The following is a 14,596-nucleotide window of genomic DNA, read 5'->3' as shown; positions in this document are numbered from 1 at the left end:
CCGTTGCGCCCTTTTTTGTATCCGCTGGACGAGAAAGCATTGCAAATGGAGGAGAGACGACAATGAGCTACCGCGCCCCGATCAAGGACATGCTGTTCGTCATGAGGGAACTGGCGGACCTGGACAGCATCGCCACGCTGCCCGGTTTCGAAGACGGCAACCTCGATACCGCGCAGGCCGTCGTCGAAGAAGCCGCGCGTTTTTGCGGCGAAGTGATCGCGCCGCTGAACGTCGCGGGCGATCGCGATCCGAGCGCATGGTCGAACGGCGAAGTGCGCACGACACCCGGCTTCAAGGACGCGTTTCGCCAGTTCGCGGAAGGCGGCTGGCAAGGCGTCGTGCATCCGTCCGAGTTCGGCGGACAAGATCTGCCGAAGCTGATCGCCACCGCGTGCATCGAAATGCTGAACTCCGCGAATCTTTCGTTCGCGCTGTGTCCGCTCTTGACCGACGGCGCGATCGAAGCGCTGCTCACCGCCGGCACCGACGAGCAGAAGGCGCGCTATTTGCCGAAGTTCATCGCGGGCGAATGGACCGGCACGATGAATCTCACCGAGCCGCAAGCCGGCTCCGATCTCGCGCTGGTGCGCACGCGCGCCGAACCGCAGGGCGATGGCACGTACAAGGTCTTCGGCACGAAGATCTTCATCACGTACGGCGAGCACGACATGGCGGAGAACATCGTGCACCTCGTGCTCGCGCGCACGCCCGACGCGCCCGAAGGCGTGAAAGGCATATCGCTTTTCATCGTGCCGAAGTTTCTCGTCAACGACGACGGCTCGCTCGGCGCGCGCAACGACGTGCATTGCGTGTCGATCGAGCACAAGCTCGGCATCAAGGCGAGCCCGACCGCGGTGCTGCAGTTCGGCGATCACGGCGGCGCAACCGGCTATCTGATCGGCGAGGAAAATCGCGGGCTCGAGTACATGTTCATCATGATGAACGCGGCGCGCTTTGCTGTCGGCATGCAGGGCGTGGGCGTGTCGGAGCGTGCGTATCAGCACGCGGTCGCGTACGCGAAAGAGCGCGTGCAAAGCCGTCCCGTCGATGGCAGCGTGAAGGAAGCGGCGACGATCATTCATCATCCCGACGTGCGCCGCATGCTCGCGACGATGCGCGCGTACACCGAAGGCGCGCGTGCGCTCGCGTATGTCGCCGCCGCGCACAGCGATATCGCGCATGCGCATCCGGACGAGGCGCAGCGCAAGAAGCATCAGGCGGTCTACGAATATCTCGTGCCGATCATCAAAGGGTTCAGCACGGAGATGTCCGTCGATGTCGCGAGCATCGGCGTGCAGGTTCACGGCGGCATGGGCTTCATCGAAGAGACGGGCGCCGCGCAGTATTACCGCGATGCGCGCATTCTGCCGATCTACGAAGGCACGACCGCGATTCAGGCGAACGATCTGATCGGCCGCAAGACCGTGCGCGACGGCGGCGCGACCGCGCAACTGCTGCTCGCGCAGATCGATCAGACCATCGCGGCGCTTTCCGATGTCGAAGGCCAGCCGTTCAAGTCGATGCATCGGCATTTGAGCGCGGGCAGCCTGTCGCTCGGGCGGTCGATCGAATTCGTCGTCGCGAAAGTGAAAAGCGATCCGAACGCGGTGTTTCTCGGCAGCGTGCCGTATCTGCGGCTTGCGGGCATCGTGCTGTGCGGATGGCAAATGGCGCGCGCCATGCTCGTCTCCCACACGCGGCGCGCGGAAGACGAGCCGTTTCATTCGGCGAAAATCGCGACGGCGCAGTTCTACGCGGAGCACATTTTGTCGCTCGCGCCGGGACTCGAAGCGGCGATCGTCAGCGCGAACGGCAGCGAAGGCGTGCTCGCGCTGAGCGAAGATCAGTTCTAGAAACGACAACGGCGCCTTCGATTTCGAAGGCGCCGTTTTCTTGCCGGATGCAACTCTACGATCAGACTTCCGCGTAAGCCGGACGCGTATTTCTGCCGACATCGCCGGTATAGCGATGCACCGACAAGTCGTCCGAGCGGATGGCCGGCTGCCTGCCCGACATCAGATCGGCGAGCAATTGGCCCGAGCCGCACGACATCGTCCAGCCGAGCGTGCCGTGGCCCGTGTTCAGGAACAGATTCGGCACCGGCGTGCGGCCGACGATCGGCGTGCCGTCCGGCGTCATCGGGCGCAGACCGGTCCAGAATCTCGCGCTGGCCGTGTCGCCGCCGCCGGGGAACAGGTCGTTCACGCACATTTCGAGCGTCTCGCGGCGCGCCTGCTTCAGCGTCTTGTCATAACCGACGATTTCCGCCATGCCGCCCACGCGGATGCGGTCGTCGAAGCGCGTGATCGCGATCTTGTACGTCTCGTCGAGCACCGTCGAAACCGGCGCGCGGTTCGCGTCGACGATCGGCGCGGTAATCGAATAGCCCTTCAGCGGATAGACCGGAATCTTGACGAGATCGCCCAGCAGCTTCGGCGAATAAGAGCCGAGCGCGACGACATACGAATCGCCCGTGACAAGCTCCGCGCCGCATTTCACGCCCGCGATCCGGCCGTTGTTGACGGCGAGGGCATCGATCGGCGTGTTGTAGCGGAACTTGACGCCGAGCGCTTCGGCCATCGCGGCCAGGCGCGTGGTGAACATCTGGCAGTCGCCGGTTTCGTCGTTCGGCAGACGCAGGCCGCCCGTCAGCTTGTGCGACACGGCGGCGAGCGCCGGCTCGGCCTTCGCCAGTTCCGCCGACGACAGCAGCTCGAACGGCACGTTCGCATCCTTCAGCACTTCGATGTCCTTCGCGGCGCCGTCCAGTTGTTGCTGCGTGCGGAAAAGCTGCAGCGTGCCGCCCGTGCGGCCTTCGTACTGAATGCCGGTGTCGGCGCGCAGCGCCTGCAGGCAATCGCGGCTGTATTCGGCGAGCCGCACCATGCGGCCCTTGTTCACCGTGTAGCGCTCCTGCGTGCAGTTGCGCAGCATTTGCCACATCCACTGAAGCTGATTCGCCGTGCCGTCGAGACGAATGGCGAGCGGCGCGTGTTTCTCGAACATCCATTTGACGGCCTTCAGCGGCACGCCCGGCGCGGCCCACGGCGACGCGTATCCCGGTGAAATCTGTCCCGCGTTGGCGAAACTCGTTTCCAGCGCGGGGCCGGCTTCGCGGTCGATGACCGTGACTTCGTGTCCGGCGCGAGCCAGATAGTAAGCACTCGTCACGCCGACGACGCCGCTTCCGAGAATAACGATACGCATGAGATCTCCGTTTCTTCGATGGACGGGACACGGCAGCCAACGTGGTCTGCGACAGATTGTCCGTCTAGTGTTATCGCCTATAATATTGAGAGCGAGCCAGTTTTAGTTATCGTATTTGGCGGATTTTCAGGAATAACACATGAGAACGCAGCGAAATCCAGTCCGGGCGCTCGACAAGCTCGACCACAAGATCCTGAATATTCTTCAGCAGGACGGACGCATTGCGATGAAGGATCTGGCGGAGCGCGTCGGGCTGTCGGTGACGCCGTGCATCGAGCGCGTGAAGCGCATGGAACGCGATGGCGTCATCACCGGTTATTACGCGCGCGTGAATCCCACGCACCTCGGCGCGGCGCTGCTGGTTTTCGTCGAGATCACGCTGGATCACAAGAGCGGCAACATGTTCGAGCAGTTCCGGCGCGAAGTGCAGCGCATCCCGGAAGTGCTCGAATGCCATCTCGTTTCGGGCGACTTCGACTATCTGATCAAGGCGCGCATCGGTGAAATGGCGGATTACCGAAAGCTGCTCGGCGACATCCTTTTGCAATTGCCGGGCGCGGTGCAATCGAAGAGCTATGTGGTGATGGAAGAGATCAAGGAGACGCTGACCATCCCCGTCGAAGTGTGAAATTTCCGCTTGCGGTGACGTGCTAATACTGTATATTTATACAGGTATATCGACGAACGTACTCACCGCAATGCCCACGCCGGACCGCGAATTTCCCGTTGCTCCGCCTGCGCCGCTCAAAGGGCGCGGCGCGGTCACGAACATGCAGGGGCGGTACGAGAAGGACGCGCGCGAATCCGTCGATGACGGGTGGACGCACGAAACATCCGAAGACGAAGGCGCGCCCGTGTTGCGCACGCAGGTCTTCGAGGAGCGCGCGAAGAGCATCCTCACGCGCAACAACTCGCCGGACATTCCGTTCACCGTTTCGCTGAATCCGTATCGCGGTTGCGAGCACGGCTGCATCTACTGTTTCGCCCGGCCGACGCACAGCTACCTCGGGCTGTCGCCCGGGCTCGATTTCGAAAGTCGCATCTACGCGAAGGTCAATGCCGGCGAACTGCTGGAGCGCGAGCTTGCGAAGCCGAACTATCAACCGGATCCCATCGCGCTGGGCGTCAACACGGACGCCTATCAGCCGGTCGAGCGCGACCTGAAGCTGACGCGCCGCGTGATCGAAGTGCTGCACGACTGCGGGCATCCGTTCGCGGCGATCACGAAGTCGTCGCTGATCGAGCGCGATATCGATCTCCTCGCGCCCATGGCCGAGCGCGGGCAGTTCATGGCGGCGATCACCGTCACCACGCTCGACGCCGACATCGCGCGCACGCTGGAACCGCGCGCGGCCACGCCGTCGCGCCGGCTACGCACCATCCGCACGCTCGCCGAGGCGGGCATTCCGGTGGGCGTGAGCATCGCGCCGGTCATTCCGTTCGTGACGGAGCCGGATCTCGAGCGCGTGCTCGAAGCGTGCGCGGAGGCGGGCGCCACGTCCGCGAGCTATATCGTGCTGCGCTTGCCGTGGGAAGTCGCGCCGCTTTTCAAGGACTGGCTCGCCGCGCATTTCGCCGGGCGCGCGGATCGCGTGATGAGCCGCGTGCGCGACATGCGCGGCGGCAAGGACTACGACTCTGATTTCGCCAAGCGCATGAAGGGCGAGGGCTTATGGGCCGACATGTTGAAGCAGCGCTTCCATCAGGCAACGAAGAGGCTCGGACTGAATCAGCGCAATCGCGGCATTCTGGACATGTCGGATTTCAAGCGGCCGGCGATCGTGAAAATGCCACCAAAAACTGGGCAGCTCGACTTGTTCTGAGGCCGGCGATTACTGCGACAGCGTCTTCGCAGCCTCGACCTGGCCTTCGAAGTAAGTCTGGAACGTCAGCGCCAGTCCGGTCATGAGCAGGAAAGCGCCGATCAGCAACGAGAAGATCACGACGAAGATGACGGTCCACCCGGAATTGCTCTGACGATTCGTATGCGCGTTGAACTGCGCGTCCCACTTTGCGTCGGGACGCAGGCCGTAGACGATCGCCGACAGAAACGCCGCCAGCAGCGAGATGGCGCCGGGCACCGCAAGCGCCCAGCCGAGCACCGACGTGCGCTCGGTGGCCGCGAGCAGCAGATAGCCGAACGCGCCCATCACGATGCCGACGATATGCGCCCAGCCGTACTTGTCGCGCAGGCCATACAGATAGAAGCGGTGCAAACCGATGCTGCCGAAGAAAAACGCCAGCGCCGCGGTGAGCGTCTTCGAGCGAAAGTAAGTCGGATTCGGCTTCGGGGCGGAATGCGCGGCGACGGACGGGGAAGTCATCAGCGAAAGCAGTGTTTAAGTGGTGAGCGCGCGCGGAGGCGGCGCAATCCGTCATTCTACGACGCGGGCGACAGCGGCAACAGAACGTCACATTGCGGCTTTTCGGGCGGCCGGGCGTCGGTCAAAAATCTTCCCAAGCGCACGCCGTTCGCGAAAAATGCGTTAAGTGTTTGTTCGCGCTTTGGTTTCCCGCTATAATCGCGTGTTCTGGTAGTTCCGAACCCCGGTTTTCAAGGATTTCAGCATGGTCATCATCCGTCTGGCTCGTGGCGGCTCGAAGAAGCGCCCGTTCTACAACATCGTCGCAACCGATTCGCGTAGCCGCCGTGACGGCCGCTTCATCGAGCGCGTGGGTTTCTACAACCCGGTCGCCACGAAGGGCGAGTCGCTGCGTATCGCTCAAGATCGCCTGACCTACTGGCAAGGCGTTGGCGCGCAACTGTCGCCGACCGTCGAGCGTCTGGTCAAGCAGTCGCAGCAAGCTCAGCCGGCTGCCTAAGTCAGCTTTCGAGGCTGGCTTACAAGTCGTCTGATCGATCGAAGCGATCCATTCGCGCTGCAGAGCGCGGCTTGATCGCCGAGTCGTTCCAAATTTGCCCAAAGGTTCGCTGATGCCCGCGCGTGATCCCCAAAACGGCCGCGAAACCGGCGCCATCGGTCAACCGAAGCCGGGGCAACAGGAAGGTGCCGCCACGTTTGGCGCGTTCGCCCGCAAGCCGGGCGCGCGCCGCGTGGCGGCCGGCGCTTCTGCCGTTGTCAAGGAAGAGCCCGCCGGCGGTATCGAGTCAGTCGAGCAGCTTCCGGAAGACGCGGTGGAAGTCGGTTTCATTGCGGATGCCTACGGCCTGAAGGGATGGGTCAAGGTCATGCCGCATGCGAACGGCAAGTCGGGCGGCGACGCATTGCTGGCCGCGAAGCGTTGGTGGCTCGTCAAGAACCGCGATCGCAAGTCCGCGCGCTGCATGCAGTCGAAGGTGCACAGCGATTCGATCGTCGCGCGCCTCGCAGGCTGCGACGACCGCGACGCCGCGCTCGCGCTGAAGGGTCATACGGTGCATATCGCCCGTAGCGACTTTCCGAAGCTCGACGACGAAGACGAGTTCTACTGGGTCGATCTGATCGGCATGGAAGTCGAAAACGAGGCGGGCGTTGCGCTCGGCCGCGTCGCCGACATGATCGACAACGGCGCGCATTCCATCCTCCGGATCGAGTATCCGAGCGCGACGAAGGATGGCGAGCCTGTCACCGGCGAGCGGCTCGTTCCGTTCGTCGGCGTGTATGTGAAGACGGTGGATCGGGCGGCGAAGCGCATCATCGTCGACTGGGACGCCGACTATTAATCCGGTGTTCGTTTCAGGCATCGGCAGAAAACGGAGAGGGCGATGCAGTTCGATGTCGTGACGCTCTTTCCCGAGATGTTTCGCGCATTGACCGACTGGGGTATCACCAGCCGGGCGGTGAAGCAGGCGCGATTCGGCCTGCGCACGTGGAATCCGCGCGATTTCACCACGGACAACTATCGCACGGTGGACGATCGCCCGTACGGCGGCGGCCCCGGCATGGTGATGCTGGCGCGTCCGCTGGAAGATGCGATCGCGGCGGCGAAAGCCGCGCAGCGCGAGCAGGGTATCGAAGGCACGCGCGTCGTGATGATGTCGCCGCAAGGCGCGAAGCTCGACCACGATCGCGTCATGCGTTATTCGCAGGAACCCGGCCTCGTGCTGTTGTGCGGCCGCTATGAAGCGATCGACCAGCGTCTGATCGACCGCGTGGTGGACGAGGAAGTCAGTCTCGGCGACTTCGTGCTGTCGGGCGGCGAATTGCCCGCGATGGCGTTGATGGACGCCGTGGTGCGCCATCTGCCCGGCGTGTTGAACGACGCGCAATCGGCCGTGCAGGACAGTTTCGTCGACGTGTTGCTGGATTGTCCGCACTACACGCGGCCCGAGGAATACGAAGGCGTGCGCGTGCCGGATGTGCTGCTCGGCGGCCATCACAAGGAAATCGACGCCTGGCGCAGGCGCGAAGCATTACGCAATACCTTTTTCAAGCGGCCCGATCTGATCGAGCGGGCGCGCGCAAGCAAGATGCTGAGCCGGGCCGACGAGGCGTGGCTCGCAGATCTCGCGAAGGAAGCGTCGAAGCGGCAGTAGCGCATCGCGCCGACGAGCGGGACACATGGGGGCGCCGAGTCATGTCGGCGCCGGAAGTAAACCCATCCTCTACCGGGGCCTCATCAAGAAGCTGTGCGAGGCACACAACTCCGGCAAGATGGCACAAGGAGTCAGTAATGAATCTGATTGAACAACTCGAGAAGGAAGAGATCGCGCGCGTGCTGGGCGAGAAGTCCATCCCCGACTTCGGTCCGGGCGACACGGTCATCGTCAACGTGAACGTCGTCGAAGGTACGCGTAAGCGCGTTCAGGCTTACGAAGGCGTCGTGATCGCAAAGCGCAATCGTGGCCTCAACTCGAACTTCATCGTCCGCAAGATTTCGTCGGGCGAAGGCGTCGAGCGTACGTTCCAGACCTACTCGCCGCTGCTCGCGAGCATCGTCGTGAAGCGCCGCGGTGACGTCCGTCGCGCGAAGCTTTACTACCTCCGCGAGCGTTCGGGCAAGTCGGCTCGAATCAAGGAAAAGCTGGTCTCGAAGGACCGCGCTGCTCCCGCCGCCGAGTAAGTGGCTCAGTAGTTCGCTGCACCGGAAAAAGCACCCCTCGCGGGTGCTTTTTTCTTTGATGTGTTCCAATCGTATCTTCCCCATTCAGGCTTGAGACCGTGTCCACCGGCAAGACATCGACTCCGCGCATTCTCGAACCCGAACGGATGCCCGTTCTCTCGACCGGCAAAAGCATGCCGCCGGTCGCGCCCGAACTTCTCACGCCGGACGGCCTGCGCGCACGATTCGCGAAGGAACTCGAATGGACGCAGGAGCCGCCCGAGCAGCGCATCAAGGCGATCGGCGGCGATCCGCGCGTGGCGTCGGTGCTCGTGCCGCTCGTCGTGCGCGAGGGCGGGCTGACCGTGCTGCTGACACAGCGCGCCGATCATCTGTCGGATCACGCGGGCCAGATCAGCTTTCCCGGCGGACGACGCGAGCCAGAAGACGTCGATGCCGCCGCGACCGCGTTGCGCGAAGCCCGCGAGGAAGTCGGCTTGGGCGCGGCGCATTGCGAAGTGATCGGCGCGATGCCCGACTATCTGACGGGCACTGGTTTTCGCGTGACGCCGGTCGTCGCGCTGGTTCATCCGCCGTTCTCGCTCGAGGCCGACACGCGTGAAGTCGCCGATATCTTCGAAGTGCCGCTCGCGTGGTTGATGGATCCGTCGAATCACGAAGTCCGCGTGTTCCGATGGGAAGGCGGCGAGCGCCGATTTTTCGCCATGCCTTACACGCCCGGCGAGCGTAAGGCGCCGTATTTCATCTGGGGCGCGACAGCCGGCATGTTGCGCAACTTCTATCGCTTTCTCGTCGCGTGAGCGCTGCATGAGCGCCTTCGCGCGAAGCCGTGCGTGATGCGCGCGCGCCACGCGATTGTCCCGCGTGCGAAACGCGCGAGGTGCTGTGCTATCGTTACGCGAAACTCGAACTAACCGACTGTTTCGGCGCTGCGCATGACTTTTTTTTCCGTATTGCTGGCCCTCATCATTGAGCAAGTGCGCGCGCTCACGCCGCACAATCCTGTTTCGGCGTTGCTTCACTATCATGCGGAGTCCACTGCGCATGGCTTCGATGCCGGCAAGCAGAAGCATGGCATCGTAGCGTGGCTCGTCGTCGTGCTGCCGTGGACGCTGGCAGTCGGCCTCGTCTATTACGTGCTTTATCGCATCAACTTCGTGCTCGCGTTCTTGTGGAACGTGGTCGTGGTCTACTTCACGCTCGGCTTTCGCCAGTTCAGCCACTACTTCACCGATATCCACCTCGCGCTCAATAACGACGACGTGCCTCGCGCGCGCGAAGTGCTCGCCGAGTGGACCGGGCTCGATACCGTCGATATGCCCGTCAGCGAAATCGTGCGTCATACGCTGGTTCATGCGGTGGTGGCGTCGCATCGGCATGTGTTCGGCGTGTTCTTCTGGTTCCTGATCCCGATCGGACCGGCCGGCGCGGTCTTCTATCGCATCGCGGAGTATCTGGCGCGCGCGTGGGCCGCGCCGAGTCCGGAGCGCACCGCCGAGTTCTCGTCGTTCGCGCAGCGCGCGTTCTTCGTGATCGACTGGATTCCGACGCGCCTCACCGCGATGGGCTTCGCCATCGTCGGCAATTTCGAGGACGCGATCTACGCGTGGCGCAATCACGCGCGCCAGTGGCCGGACGCGAATCAGGGCGTGTTGCTTGCGGCCGGCAGCGGCGCGTTGGGCGCGCGTCTCGCGGGGCCGCTCGCGGAGCCGCTGAGCGTGGAAGCGCTGGCTGTCGGCGATGCAAGCCCGCTGCCCGTCGGCGACGACTGCACGCCGCGCACGCTGCAATCGGCGGTGGGCCTCGTGTGGCGCGCGGTCATTCTGTGGATGTTGCTGCTGCTGATGCTGACCATCGCCGTATGGCTGGCGTGAGCGGTCAATCGTCGAGCGGATCGCGTTCCGTCTGACACTGCCAGCACACGGTGAACTGCGGTTCGAGCCATTCGCCGCAATGCTTGCAAATCCAGGGCCGGGCGTTCGCGTCCGGCCCTTTTTGCGCGCGCTCGAGAATGCGCTGCGCCAAGGTCTCGTCGCGATCGTCGACTAGCCAGATTTCCGGCGCGCACTGATCCGCCGGAATCTCGCCCATCGCGCCGTTCAGATAGCGGTTATGCAACTCGCACGGCACGCCCGCCGTCTTCAACACGTTCAACCAGTGATGCGCGGTGATGAGGTTGGGCGCGCGCGTGAGCCGTTTCATCGCACGATCTGGCTGGCTTCGTGGACCAGTTGCGCGTAGAGCGCGTGGCGCTCCGGCCTGATCTTGCCGGCATCGACCGCTTCGAGCACCGCGCAGCCCGGCTCGTGCAGGTGATGGCAGTTGTAGAAGCGGCAGTGGCCGAGATACGGCCGAAAGTCCGCGAACGCGCGCTCCAGTTGGCCTTCGGACAGATGATGCAGGCCGAACTCCTGGAAACCGGGCGAATCGATCAGCGATCCGCCGCCCGGCAACGCGTAAAGCCGCGTGAACGTGGTCGTGTGGCGGCCGCTGTTCAGCGCCGACGAGATTTCGCGCGTGGCGGCGTCGGCGTCGGGGACGAGGAGGTTCACGAGCGTCGATTTCCCCATGCCGGACTGGCCGAGCAGAATCGTCGCGCGATCTTTCAGATGGGCGTCGAGTTGAGAATGCACCTCGCCCGGCTGCATCTTCGCCGACAGCTCGATGACCGTGTATCCCAGCTCGCGATACGGCGCGAGCCGCTCGCGCGCCAGCGGCAGCGCGCCTTCGACATCGATCTTGTTGAGCACGATCAGCGACTCCAGCCCGTGCGCTTCCGCGGCGATCAGCGCGCGCCCGAGCAGGTCTTCGCTGAAATGCGGCTCCGTCGCGAGCACGACGAGCAGTTGATCGAGATTCGCGGCAAAGAGCTTCGACTTGAACTGATCCGACCGATACAGCAGGTTGCGCCTTTCCCCGATCTCGACGATCACGCCCTGATCCGCCGACGACTGCTCGTACAGCACGTGATCGCCGACGGCAACCTCGCTGCGCTTGCCGCGCGGGAAGCACTGAAGCATCGGGCCGCCGTCGCCGGGCGTGACGAGATAGTGCCGCCCGTGCGCGGCGATGACCGTGCCCGCGAGACGTCCGGCGGCCGCCGCGCCGCCCTTGCGCGTGGGACGCGCGGTCATGCGGCGTGCTGCATCAGGCGATCGATGCGTTGCGATGCCGGCGGATGCGAGTAATAAAACGCCGTGTAGAGCGGATCGGGCGTGAGCGTCGACGCGTTGTCCTCGTACAGCTTCACGAGCGCGTTGACGAGATCCTTCGGATCGGTCTGGCTGGCCGCGAACGCGTCCGCTTCGAACTCGTTCTTGCGCGAAGTGAGACTGCCGAGCGGCGTGATGAAGAACATGAACACGGGCAGCACCAGCATGAAGAGTACGAGCGCGAGTCCGTTATTGCCGCCGACGAGCGACGGCCGCACGCCCAGCCCTTCGTAGAACCACACGGTCTGCGCGAGCCAGCCGAGCAGCGCGAGCATCGCGAGGCTGATGCCGAACATCACGACCATCAGCTTCAGCACGTGGCGGCGCTTGAAGTGGCCGAGTTCGTGCGCGAGCACGGCTTCGATTTCGCTGCCTGACAGACGCGCGAGCAGGGTATCGAAGAAAACGATGCGCTTCGTCGCGCCGAAGCCCGTGAAATACGCGTTGCCGTGCGCCGAGCGGCGGCTGCCGTCCATCACGAAAAGCCCTTTCGCCGCGAAGCCCGTGCGCGACATCAGATTTTCGATGCGCGCGACGAGCGCCTCGTCCTTCAGCGGCTCGAACTTGTTGAAGAGCGGGGCGATGAACGTGGGATAAATGACCATCGCGAGCAACTGGAACGCGACCCAGACCATCCACGTCCAGAGCCACCAGTACGCACCGGCGCGGTCCATGAGCCACAGCGTCAGAAGCAGAAGCGGCGCGCCGACGATGACGCCGATCAGCGCGCCCTTCACGAGATCCGCGAAAAACAGCTTCTTCGACATGCGATTGAAGCCGAATTTTTCCTCGATCACGAAGTGGCGGATGTAATCGAACGGCAGGTCGATGACGCTCGTGATCACCACGACCGACGCCACCAGCGCGATCTGCCCGAGATAGCCGCGCCCGAGCCAGTCGGTGATGGCGTTGTCCAGCGCCTGCACGCCGCCGAAAAGCGTCAGCACGACGAGCACGACGGCGCTCGTCACCACTTCGATCATCGTGAGCCGCGTGCGCTCGACCGTGTAATCCGCCGCGCGCTGATGCGCCGTGAGCGGGATCGTGCCGGTGAACTGCGGCGGCACGCCGTTGCGGTGCGAGGCGACGTGCCGGATCTGGCGCGACGCGAGCCAGAGCTTGGTCGAAACCATCGCGACCAGGGCGACGACGAAGATCGTCGAGAAAGCGAGAGTGAGATTGGTCATCCGGGAATTCCGATTGAACTATGCGAGAATTATAGGTTCTTGGCTCTGCCGCCGTCGTCACATCATGCCATCGCGCGACGGGCGCGCACGCGGCCTCATCCTCTTCCCTGGGCAGCACTCATGACCGACTCTTCCAGCCTTCCCGCCGAACCCGTTCTCGCGCGCAGCGACATGAATCTCGTGTGGCTCGACATGGAGATGACGGGGCTCGATCCCGACAACGACCGCATCATCGAGATCGCGGTGGTCGTGACGAATTCGACGCTCGACAAGATGGTGGAAGGCCCGGTGCTCGCCATCCACCAGTCGGAGGAAGCGCTCGGGCGCATGGACGAATGGAACCGCAACACGCACGGCCGCTCGGGGCTGACGGAGCGCGTGAAGGCATCGACGGTGGATGAAGCCGAAGCCACGCGGCAGATTCGCGAATTCCTCGGCCAGTACGTGCCGCCCGGCAAGTCGCCGATGTGCGGCAATTCGATCTGCCAGGATCGCCGCTTCATGGCGCGCTGGATGCCGGAACTGGAGACGTTCTTCCACTACCGCAATCTCGACGTCAGCACGCTGAAGGAACTGTGCCGCCGCTGGCAGCCGGCCATTTACAAGGGCTTCCAGAAGCGCGCGATGCACACGGCGCTCGCCGATATCCACGAATCCATCGACGAGCTGAAGTATTACCGCGAGCACTTCCTGATTCCGTCGGCGGTGGCCGACGCGTCTTAATCCTTCGGCGGACGGATCGCGCTTTTCGGACGGAACGCGGCGACTACTTCGGCCCGCGTTTCCATGTACGGCCCGCCGATCAGATCGATGCAGTACGGCACCGCCGCGAAGATGCCCGGCACGGCCGTCTTGCCTTCGGCGTCTTTCACGCCTTCGAGCGTTTCGCGGATCGACTTCGGCTGTCCCGGCAAATTGATGATGAGCGCGGCGTGATCGGCTGTTTCGCGGATCACCGCGACCTGCCGCGAAAGAATGGCGGTCGGCACGAAGTTCAGGCTGATCTGCCGCATCTGCTCGCCGAAGCCGGGCATTTGCTTCGTGGCGACGGCAAGCGTCGCTTCCGGCGTCACGTCGCGGCGCGCGGGGCCGGTGCCGCCCGTGGTCAGCACGAGATCGCAGCCGAGCGTATCGACGAGTTCGATAAGCGTCGCTGAAATGGTCGCGGTGTCGTCCTGAATCAGCCGCGTTTCGGCGCGCCACGGCGACGACAACGCCTCGCCCAGCCACGCCTGAAGCGCCGGCAAGCCTTTGTCCTCATAGACGCCCTGCGACGCGCGATCGCTGATCGACACGAGCCCGACGATCAGCTCGTCGGGATGATTACGCTTCGGAATCATCGCGGTCCTCGTCGTCGCTCTCGTCGCCTTCGGCCAGTTCGTCGATGTCGTCGTCGGCTTCGACGCCCGCCGCGTTCTTGATCCACTGGAACAGCTCGCGATAGTAGCGCGGCGGCTTCTGCTGCTCGCGCTCCTTGCGCGTGTTGCGAATGATCGTGCGGCCTTCCTGCGCATCGACGCCCGGATGCTGGCGGATGAATTCGGTGAGCGCGGCGTCGTCGGCGAGCAGCTTGTCGCGCGTGCGTTCGATCCAATGCAGCCGCGCCGTTTCCGCCTTGTTCACGCCCCGATGCGTGTCGAGCGCGGTGCGCAGCGCGGCGATCTGTTCCTCGCCGAGCGAGCGCATGACCTTGCCGACATACTGCAACTGACGGCGCTTGCCTTCGTGATCGGTGATGCGGCGCGCCTCGCGCACGGCGTCGCCCAGGTCTTCGGGCATCGGCATGCGCTTGAGCGCGTCCTTCGGCAGCGCGATGAGCGCCGCGCCCAGTTCCTGCAGCGCGTGCATGTCGCGCTTCAGTTGCGATTTGCTCGGGCGATCGTAGCCGTGATCGTCGGCGTCGCCGTCGTTGCGATCGGCTGCGATGGGTTGAATGCGGGTTTTACGGTTCATCCCGTCATTGTAGCTTGCGCCCGCGCGGCGCCG

Annotated in this window: 17 protein-coding genes; 10 read left to right on the top strand and 7 right to left on the bottom strand. The window is 63.8% G+C overall.

Annotated elements, in window-relative coordinates; genetic code table 11:
• The first annotated feature begins 62 nt into the window (after positions 1-62).
• Positions 63-1,853 (top strand): acyl-CoA dehydrogenase, encoded by a 1,791-nt coding sequence (locus tag NCR39_RS09855; protein WP_250452004.1) that lies wholly within the window; start codon positions 63-65, stop codon positions 1,851-1,853.
• Positions 1,854-1,914: 61 nt separating this feature from the next.
• Here the strand turns inward: NCR39_RS09855 and NCR39_RS09850 are convergent, their stop codons facing one another.
• A complete protein-coding gene (locus NCR39_RS09850; RefSeq protein ID WP_250452003.1) occupies positions 1,915-3,207 on the bottom strand; it encodes a D-amino acid dehydrogenase in 1,293 nt (430 codons plus the stop codon).
• Positions 3,208-3,346: 139 nt separating this feature from the next.
• Between NCR39_RS09850 and NCR39_RS09845 the strand changes: the two genes are divergently transcribed.
• Positions 3,347-3,835, top strand: coding sequence for an Lrp/AsnC ligand binding domain-containing protein (locus NCR39_RS09845; protein ID WP_087128234.1), 489 nt, complete (start codon positions 3,347-3,349; stop codon positions 3,833-3,835).
• 70 nt (positions 3,836-3,905) lie between these two features.
• Positions 3,906-5,030 (top strand): PA0069 family radical SAM protein, encoded by a 1,125-nt coding sequence (locus NCR39_RS09840; RefSeq protein WP_250452002.1) that lies wholly within the window; start codon positions 3,906-3,908, stop codon positions 5,028-5,030.
• Positions 5,031-5,039: 9 nt separating this feature from the next.
• On the opposite strand, the gene NCR39_RS09835 is transcribed toward NCR39_RS09840, so the two are convergent.
• Positions 5,040-5,531: an NINE protein gene (locus tag NCR39_RS09835; RefSeq protein WP_250452001.1), complete on the bottom strand. Its 492-nt coding sequence runs from the start codon at positions 5,529-5,531 to the stop codon at positions 5,040-5,042.
• A 244-nt stretch (positions 5,532-5,775) separates the two neighbouring features.
• Here NCR39_RS09835 and rpsP point away from each other — a divergent pair, with 244 nt between their 5' ends.
• The 6 genes from rpsP (at position 5,776) to NCR39_RS09805 (ending at position 10,085) form a co-directional block, all read left to right on the top strand.
• A complete protein-coding gene (rpsP, locus tag NCR39_RS09830; RefSeq protein ID WP_035925539.1) occupies positions 5,776-6,030 on the top strand; it encodes a 30S ribosomal protein S16 in 255 nt (84 codons plus the stop codon).
• A gap of 112 nt (positions 6,031-6,142) precedes the next feature.
• The gene (gene rimM / locus NCR39_RS09825; protein ID WP_250452000.1) at positions 6,143-6,871 is read left to right on the top strand and encodes a ribosome maturation factor RimM; all 729 of its coding nucleotides are present in this window, start codon (positions 6,143-6,145) and stop codon (positions 6,869-6,871) included.
• 42 nt (positions 6,872-6,913) lie between these two features.
• Complete coding sequence (gene trmD / locus NCR39_RS09820; RefSeq protein ID WP_250451999.1) at positions 6,914-7,684, top strand: tRNA (guanosine(37)-N1)-methyltransferase TrmD; 771 nt, start codon at positions 6,914-6,916, stop codon at positions 7,682-7,684.
• 137 nt (positions 7,685-7,821) lie between these two features.
• The gene (gene rplS, locus NCR39_RS09815) at positions 7,822-8,211 is read left to right on the top strand and encodes a 50S ribosomal protein L19 (RefSeq protein ID WP_040051354.1); all 390 of its coding nucleotides are present in this window, start codon (positions 7,822-7,824) and stop codon (positions 8,209-8,211) included.
• Positions 8,212-8,357: 146 nt separating this feature from the next.
• Positions 8,358-9,011 (top strand): CoA pyrophosphatase, encoded by a 654-nt coding sequence (locus tag NCR39_RS09810; RefSeq protein WP_250452052.1) that lies wholly within the window; start codon positions 8,358-8,360, stop codon positions 9,009-9,011.
• A 135-nt stretch (positions 9,012-9,146) separates the two neighbouring features.
• Positions 9,147-10,085 carry a CobD/CbiB family protein gene (locus tag NCR39_RS09805; protein ID WP_040051355.1) on the top strand — a complete coding sequence of 313 codons (939 nt, stop codon included), beginning with the start codon at positions 9,147-9,149 and terminating at the stop codon, positions 10,083-10,085.
• A gap of 4 nt (positions 10,086-10,089) precedes the next feature.
• Here the strand turns inward: NCR39_RS09805 and NCR39_RS09800 are convergent, their stop codons facing one another.
• From NCR39_RS09800 to NCR39_RS09790, 3 genes are read right to left on the bottom strand one after another with little or no spacing between them, the layout of a single operon-like run.
• The gene (locus tag NCR39_RS09800) at positions 10,090-10,413 is read right to left on the bottom strand and encodes a putative signal transducing protein (protein WP_250451998.1); all 324 of its coding nucleotides are present in this window, start codon (positions 10,411-10,413) and stop codon (positions 10,090-10,092) included.
• Complete coding sequence (gene rsgA / locus NCR39_RS09795) at positions 10,410-11,345, bottom strand: ribosome small subunit-dependent GTPase A (protein WP_250451997.1); 936 nt, start codon at positions 11,343-11,345, stop codon at positions 10,410-10,412. Before rsgA ends, NCR39_RS09800 begins: the two co-directional genes overlap by 4 nt.
• Positions 11,342-12,610, bottom strand: a complete 1,269-nt coding sequence (locus tag NCR39_RS09790) for a M48 family metallopeptidase (RefSeq protein WP_250451996.1) — start codon at positions 12,608-12,610, stop codon at positions 11,342-11,344. Before NCR39_RS09790 ends, rsgA begins: the two co-directional genes overlap by 4 nt.
• A 120-nt stretch (positions 12,611-12,730) precedes the next feature.
• Between NCR39_RS09790 and orn the strand changes: the two genes are divergently transcribed.
• Positions 12,731-13,333: an oligoribonuclease gene (gene orn / locus NCR39_RS09785; protein WP_250451995.1), complete on the top strand. Its 603-nt coding sequence runs from the start codon at positions 12,731-12,733 to the stop codon at positions 13,331-13,333.
• Here the strand turns inward: orn and mog are convergent.
• Together mog and yjgA are read right to left on the bottom strand one after the other, a co-directional pair.
• Entirely contained in the window at positions 13,330-13,950 is a 621-nt protein-coding gene (mog, locus tag NCR39_RS09780) for a molybdopterin adenylyltransferase (RefSeq protein ID WP_250451994.1), read from the bottom strand. The genes orn and mog overlap by 4 nt on opposite strands.
• Positions 13,934-14,563 (bottom strand): ribosome biogenesis factor YjgA, encoded by a 630-nt coding sequence (gene yjgA, locus NCR39_RS09775; protein WP_250451993.1) that lies wholly within the window; start codon positions 14,561-14,563, stop codon positions 13,934-13,936. Before yjgA ends, mog begins: the two co-directional genes overlap by 17 nt.
• Positions 14,564-14,596: the final 33 nt, after the last annotated feature.

It is taken from the genome of Caballeronia sp. ATUFL_M2_KS44, from assembly GCF_023630965.1.
GTDB classification, from domain to species: domain Bacteria; phylum Pseudomonadota; class Gammaproteobacteria; order Burkholderiales; family Burkholderiaceae; genus Caballeronia; species Caballeronia concitans.
Note: the sequence above shows the minus strand (reverse complement) of the source record. Positions and strands in the feature narration are given on the sequence as shown.